Raw genomic sequence first — 6,271 nt, forward strand, 5'->3', positions numbered from 1 at the left:
GTCAGGCCGAAGTCCTTGGTGACCTGTCCGACCGAGCGGTCCCCCGTCGGCACAGTTCGACGATCCCGGCCTTGAATTCCGGCGTGAACGAGCGGTGAGGACGCGGCTTCTTGTTCCCCATGCTCTCCATGATGGACATCATCCTTCCGGGGCCGAAGCCACTGATCTCCGATGTCCGTCAAAGCGGATCAAGCCCAGTTGAGCCAGAACCCGCTTGGCCCGACAGAACCCCTCGACAAGGTTCATCGTCCGAGATCAGATGGCACTTTCGTAGTTCCTCCCCGGGGAACTCGACGTCCTCCCGACCCCAGGACGGCAACGCACGCCCCAGTACCTCCTGCCCGATCCCGTACAACCGGGCCAGAACCTCCCGCACCGCCGCGTTCAGCACAACCTCGTCATCAGCCCGCAGGCCCCGCTCTCGTGCCGGGGCCGGGAACCACGCCACCGCCAGCACGCCCACAGGGTTTTCGCGTCCATCCCGTAACAGGCCACGACACGGCCGATCAGAGACGACGTCATCTCCCCGGCAGAAGGAGCGACACGACGGAGTGCCGACGGTCGCGGACAGAATCGCGCAGACAGCGGCGGCCATGGTCCTGGAACTGTCTCCAGGACATCGACCGGTACGAACTCCCCTCCGGATCCGACCGGCAGTGCTGACTGGCACACCTACTTGCTGTGCCAGTCAGCACGCGCCTTCTTCGGGCTCATGCCCAGTCAGTGCCCAGCTTGCGCAGCGCGTCCCGCTGGTCCTGGGTGAGTTTGTCGCGCCGGATCTGGGTGTTTGAGATCCACACGCCAGTTTCACAACCACCGGCTCGGTCTTGCCTTCGATCGCGATCCTCTCGGCGTGGCCGCGCGGTACGGGCTGGTGGGCGTTTTCCCGTTTTATCCACCGCGCGAGGGCAGCCAGGCCTCGCTGGCCTGCTGCGCCTGCCTGTGCAGCTGTGGTACGTGCGTCTGCGCTTGGATGTGCTGGGCTTCGGCGTGGGCCGGCTGCTGCTGAGCGAGGCCCTTGACAGCCATGGCCGCGGGGTGGCTCCCGAAGCCATCGACATTGCTCACAGGTGGGTTCTGGCAGGCCAGGGCCAGCACGCTGTTCCTGGACCACGATTCCGGCCGCAGCACCGTCCCTCGGCTGCGGACCGCTGCGCGGGGAGCCGGCGGCTGGGGTGGTCGGTGATGTGCTGCCCGCACGATGATCAGCGTGACTGTCCGCTCCACACGGACTGATCAGGACTCGATAGGCGCCCCACTAGGCCGGCTCCGACGTCACCGAGAATTGATCAAGGATCTGGAACTCACAGTGCCTGATCCGTCCGATCTGCGGCGCTGATTGCCCTCGTGGGTGCCGGTGGAGCTTGCCTACTGTGTCCGTGTGAGTGACGTGATGAGGGAGCGGACGGGACGGGTGGTCGTGCTGGTGCTGCCCGAGGTGAACCTGTTGGATCTCGGCGGCCCGGTCCAGGTTTTCTATGCTGCAGCCCACTTGGGCGGCTGCTACCGGCTGGAGTACGTCGCCGAGACCGGTGGGGTGCGCTCGGCGCAGGGGCTGGAGCTCGCCGGGCTCCAGGCGCTTGCGGCGACGCAGGTGGGACCGGGTGATCTGGTGCTGGTCCCGGGGCCACGGCTGACTGGATCCGACCGGTTGGTGTCGAGCACCGCAGTGCGATGGCTGCGGGATGCCTATGACGCGGGGGCACGGGTGGCGTCGGTGTGCAGCGGCGCCGCGGCCCTGGGAGAGGCAGGGCTGCTGGATGGGCGGGCGTGCACGACGCACTGGTCGCTGACCGGAGCGATGCGCGAGCGGTATCCGGCAGCCCGGGTCCGCGAGGCGGCCCTGTACGTCCACGACGGGCGCATCAGTACCAGCGCGGGCATCTCCTCCGGGATCGACCTTGCGCTGTCCCTCGTCGAACGCGACCACGGCTCGGAACTGGCCGCCGCCGTCGCCCGTGAGCTGGTGCTCTATCTACGGCGGGACGGCGATGCTGCCCAGCTCAGCCCTTTCCTGCGCTACCGCGACCATGTGCAGCCCGCCGTGCACCGGGTGCAGGACCACCTGGCTCAGAACCTGGATGCCCCGCACTCCCTTGACGAGCTCGCAGCCGTTGCCCATCTGTCGCCACGTGGTCTGACGCGGGCCTTCACCACGGCCACGGGGATCACTCCGCTGGCCTACCAGCGCCGGCTGCGCCTGGAACGGGCCCGGGTCCTGCTGACGGACACCGACCTGACGGTGGAGACGGTCGCTGCCCGTTGCGGCTTTCGTGACGCACGGCAGTTGCGCCGCCTGGTCACCGAGAGCTTCGGCATTCCGCCGTCCCGGCTTCGCACGCAGTTGCGCCCCGCCGGTTGAAACGCCCGCTGGGAATGGCTCCTGACGCCTTCCCTCGGCCACTTCCTTTCTTGTTCTCCCCATGGCGGCGGTTGCGTGTGCCGCACCGCCATCGATCAACCTTTTTATGGAGGTATGTCATGTCAAAATTGAACCGGGGGCGCCGGGCGGTCTGCCGTGCGGGCTGGGTGCTCATGGGCACGGTGGTGTCGGTGGCATCGTTCGCCGGGATCGCCTTCGCAGGGTGAGCACGTCGATGGCGGACAGTTTCACCCCCCACCTGCCGCGTCGGACGCGCGTGCCTGGCCGACCGCGCGGGCCGTGCCGACCGGCCGGATCACGGTGGCCGTGGTGGTCAGCAACGAGGGGTCCGTGGCCACCGACGTGATGGCGCCGTACCAGGTGTTCGCCGAGTCGGAGAAGTTGTTCGTCTGCACCGTGGCAGTCGGGCGCCGCGTCTCCCCCTGTCCGGCGGGGCCCAAATCCTGCCCGACCACACGTTGGCCGAGGTGGACAGGGGAGAGGTCCCCGAGCCCGATGTGGTGGTCGTGCCCGCGGTGACCGACCCGGCCGACGCCAAGGAGGCGCGGCTGCGGGACCGGATCGTGGAGCGGCACCGCAAGGGCGCCCGTGTTCTGGGAGTATGCGCGGGCTCGGAGCTGCTGGCGGCCTCCGGCTTGCTGGACAGGCGGAACGCGACCTCCTTCTGGTCCAACATCAGCTCCCTGAAGCGCCAATACCCCCAGGTGCACTGGAAGCGCGGCCAGCGATATGTGGAGGACGACCGGGTCACCACCACTGCCGGCGTCACCTCCGGCACGGTCGGAGCCCTGCAGGTCGTGGAGGAACTCGCAGGCAAGGACGAAGCCACCCGAATCGGGAAGGACCTGTCGTATCCGGGCTGGACTTCGGACGGGCCAACCACCATCCCGGCCAACCACCTCACCCCCGGCGACCTGCCGTACGCGCTGAACGCCGTGTTCCCCTGGCTGCGCTCCACGGTGGGGATCGGCCTGATCGACGGCGTGGATGAGATCGACGCCGCAGCCGCCTTCGAAGCGTACGGTGGGGTGTCCTTCAGTGCACGTACGGTGGTCCTCAGCAGCCGTGGCATAGTCACCACTCGTCACGGCGTCGTCCTGGTCACCCGGCCGACAGGTGCCGGCTCCCACGGAGTGGACCGCTTCGTGGTGCCGGGCGTCGCGGAGGTGTCGGCCGTCGACACGTCGCTGCGCACCTGGGCGCACCGCAACAAGCTGGCTGTCGAACTGCCTGGCGGGGGACGGCATGACGGTGGGTTCGGCTTCGATCCTGTCCTGCGTGACCTCGCCCGCCACAGAGACCGCTCCACGGCCCGGGTCACGGCGAAGTTCTCGGAGTACCCCTCCTCCCACCTGACGCTCACCGGGGCGGCCTGGCCCTGGCGGTCGACCCTGCTGGCCGTCGCGGCGGCCGCGGTCAGCGTCGGTGCGGGGTTCCTTCCGACGACGATCCGGCGGGCTGTGCGGCCCCTGCGGGCGTCATGACAGCGCGTTGCACCATGGGGTGCTCTCCCAGCCCACGGCTCCTTACCGGCCCGAACCCGCTCGCGGCGGGCGGGACCAGTAAATACGCGACCGGTACCGGGGGATGAACGGATGAGGCAGGCAGCGGGTGCCTTCGGGTGTGGGTGAGGTGGCAGGCGCGCCCGCCGTGAAGCAGAGCGGTGGTCTCCTGATGGCGGCCCAGGATCATCAGGGTCCGCACGCTGGTGGTGAGAGTGTCGATGGCCGGGGTACGCACGGTGACGAACGCGGAATGGCAGGCGAGACGTTCCTCGTCGCTGCGTGCCGGGTCACCGGGTCCGGGCGGTACCGGGGGAGGTGTGGTGGCGAAGTGCTGCCAGTCCTGCCGGGTGGTCACCGGCCATACCCTGCGAGCAGGGTCCTCGCCGACGGGCGTGTTCCCCTCGTGTCCGTACCGCTCATCCACGCCTGATTGCGCAGCGGCACGGCCGCCTGAACCGGACACGGCTGTGTCCCTGCAAGAGCCAGGCGCCCGGCCGGAGAGGATAGGGTGGTGAATACTGCGCTGGCAGAGGTTCTTTCCGTCGTTCTTCTTGTGGTCGTGCTGGCGTGCGCGGTCATCCGCCCGTTCGGCTGGCCCGAGGCGGTCGTCGCCGTCCCGGCCGCCGGCGTTGTCATCGCCACCGGGGCGATCTCACTGGACCACGTGGCTGACGAGGCCGCCCGGCTGGGACCGGTGATCGGGTTCCTGGCGGCCGTGCTGGTCCTGGCCCAGCTGTGCGACGACGAGGGGCTGTTCCACGCGTGCGGCGCGTGGATGGCCCGCACCGCGGCCGGGCGGCCGCGCCGCCTGCTGGCGCAGGTGTTCGCCCTCGCCTCGGTGATCACCGCCGTGCTCAGCCTGGACGCGACCATCGTGCTGCTGACACCGGTGGTGTTCGCCACCGCTGCCCGGCTGGGAGCCCGGTCCCGGCCGCACGTGTACGCCTGCACCCACCTGTCGAACACCGCGTCGCTGCTGCTGCCGGTCTCCAACCTGACCAACCTGCTGGCGTTCGCGGCCAGCGGGCTGAGCTTCACTCGGTTCGCCGCCCTCATGGCGCTGCCCTGGCTGGTGGCCATCGGCGTCGAGTACGTCGTCTTCCGCCGGTTCTTCGCCACCGATCTGGACGCTGGCGCCACGGCCCCGCCCGCCGCCGAGCCGCATGAGGTCCCGGTGTTCGCCCTGGCCACGGTGGCGTGCACGCTGGCCGGGTTCGTGATCACTTCCGCTTTCGGGATCAACCCGGCCTGGGCGGCGTTCGCGGGCGCCGCCGTCCTCGCGGTCCGCGCCCTGGCCCAGCACCGCACCACGCCGATCGCCATCCTGCGCGCCGGCGCGGTGCCGTTCCTCGCTTTCGTCCTCGCCCTGGGCATCGTGGTCCGCGCCGTCGTCGATAACGGCCTCGGCACGGCCCTCGGGCACCTGATCCCAGGCGGCACTGGCCTGCCCGCCCTGCTGGGCATCGCCGCGCTGGCCGCCGTCCTGGCCAACGTGATCAACAACCTGCCCGCGGTGCTGGTGCTGCTGCCACTGACTGCTCCGTCCGGACCCGGCGCGGTCCTCGCGGTGCTGCTCGGGGTGAACATCGGGCCGAACCTCACCTACGCCGGCTCGCTGGCCACCCTGCTGTGGCGGCGCATCGTCCACGCCCACGACGCCGAGGTGGAGCTGAAAGAGTTCACCCGGCTCGGCCTTTATGCCGTCCCGGCCAGCCTGGGCGCCGCGGTACTGGCACTGTGGGTCTCACTGACCGCAATCGGAGGAGGCTGACCCCCATGGCCGTGGTGGTCTGGATTGTCGAGGGCACCTGGCCCGCCTGCGTGGACGCCGCCCGCACCCACGCCCCCGAGGGCGCGGACATCGTCCTGCTCCACATCACCCCGGCCGACGTCCCCGGCGCGGCACACGGCGCGTTCGCCGGCCTGCTCGGCCGCGGCCACCCCGAACGCGACCCCGGCACGACGCTGGAGCACATGGCCGCCGCCTCCGCCGACCAGTTCCTCGCCGACGCCGCCCAGCGTCTGGGCCGCCCCTGCACCCGGACCGAGCGCACCGGCCGCGTCGAGCGGGAAGTCGTCGCCGCAGCCGAAGGCGCCGACCTGCTCGTCCTCGCCCGCGACGGCGACCGCACCCATCTGGGCCCCCGCAGCCTCGGCCCCGCCAGCCGCTTCATCGTCGACCACGCCCCCTGCCCGGTCCTGCTGGTCTGGCCCGAGACCGCGCCCGGCATCGCCACCATCCCGCCCGGCCCGCCCCACCACCGGTAGCGCCGCTTGCCCCGTGTCAACTAGTACTGCAACGGTGTTTTGCGTGACGGTTGGGCAGGTTGCTCGTTGATGTTGTTATGGGTGGGGACCTTGCTGATGCGCGGGTGTGGGCGGG

Annotated in this window: 7 protein-coding genes; 4 read left to right on the forward strand and 3 right to left on the reverse strand. The window is 70.0% G+C overall.

Annotated features, from left to right (window positions below; all coding sequences use genetic code 11):
- Window positions 1-710: 710 nt before the first annotated feature.
- Complete coding sequence (locus tag ACWCXX_RS40205) at window positions 711-800, reverse strand: helicase (protein ID WP_451136136.1); 90 nt, start codon at window positions 798-800, stop codon at window positions 711-713.
- A gap of 91 nt (window positions 801-891) precedes the next feature.
- On the reverse strand, window positions 892-1,068 hold the full coding sequence (locus tag ACWCXX_RS40210; RefSeq protein WP_451136138.1) for a hypothetical protein: 177 nt from the start codon (window positions 1,066-1,068) through the stop codon (window positions 892-894).
- Window positions 1,069-1,381: 313 nt separating this feature from the next.
- Between ACWCXX_RS40210 and ACWCXX_RS40215 the strand changes: the two genes are divergently transcribed.
- A complete protein-coding gene (locus ACWCXX_RS40215) occupies window positions 1,382-2,362 on the forward strand; it encodes a GlxA family transcriptional regulator (RefSeq protein ID WP_451136140.1) in 981 nt (326 codons plus the stop codon).
- Window positions 2,363-2,610: 248 nt separating this feature from the next.
- On the opposite strand, the gene ACWCXX_RS40220 is transcribed toward ACWCXX_RS40215, so the two are convergent.
- Window positions 2,611-2,778: a hypothetical protein gene (locus ACWCXX_RS40220; protein ID WP_451136142.1), complete on the reverse strand. Its 168-nt coding sequence runs from the start codon at window positions 2,776-2,778 to the stop codon at window positions 2,611-2,613.
- A 27-nt stretch (window positions 2,779-2,805) separates the two neighbouring features.
- On the opposite strand from ACWCXX_RS40220, the gene ACWCXX_RS40225 reads away from it, so the two are divergent.
- The 3 genes from ACWCXX_RS40225 (at window position 2,806) to ACWCXX_RS40235 (ending at window position 6,156) form a co-directional block, all read left to right on the forward strand.
- Window positions 2,806-3,867, forward strand: coding sequence for a DJ-1/PfpI family protein (locus tag ACWCXX_RS40225; protein ID WP_451136148.1), 1,062 nt, complete (start codon window positions 2,806-2,808; stop codon window positions 3,865-3,867).
- Window positions 3,868-4,399: 532 nt separating this feature from the next.
- A complete protein-coding gene (locus ACWCXX_RS40230) occupies window positions 4,400-5,659 on the forward strand; it encodes an SLC13 family permease (RefSeq protein WP_451136144.1) in 1,260 nt (419 codons plus the stop codon).
- Window positions 5,660-5,664: 5 nt separating this feature from the next.
- Window positions 5,665-6,156 (forward strand): universal stress protein, encoded by a 492-nt coding sequence (locus ACWCXX_RS40235; protein ID WP_451136146.1) that lies wholly within the window; start codon window positions 5,665-5,667, stop codon window positions 6,154-6,156.
- Window positions 6,157-6,271: the final 115 nt, after the last annotated feature.

Source organism: Streptomyces sp. NPDC001732, from assembly GCF_053596315.1.

Coding starts and splice junctions, on each gene's coding strand:
- ACWCXX_RS40235 (WP_451136146.1), top strand. CDS start 5,665: ATGGCCGTGGTGGTCTGGATTGTCGAGGGCACCTGGCCCGCCTGCGTG.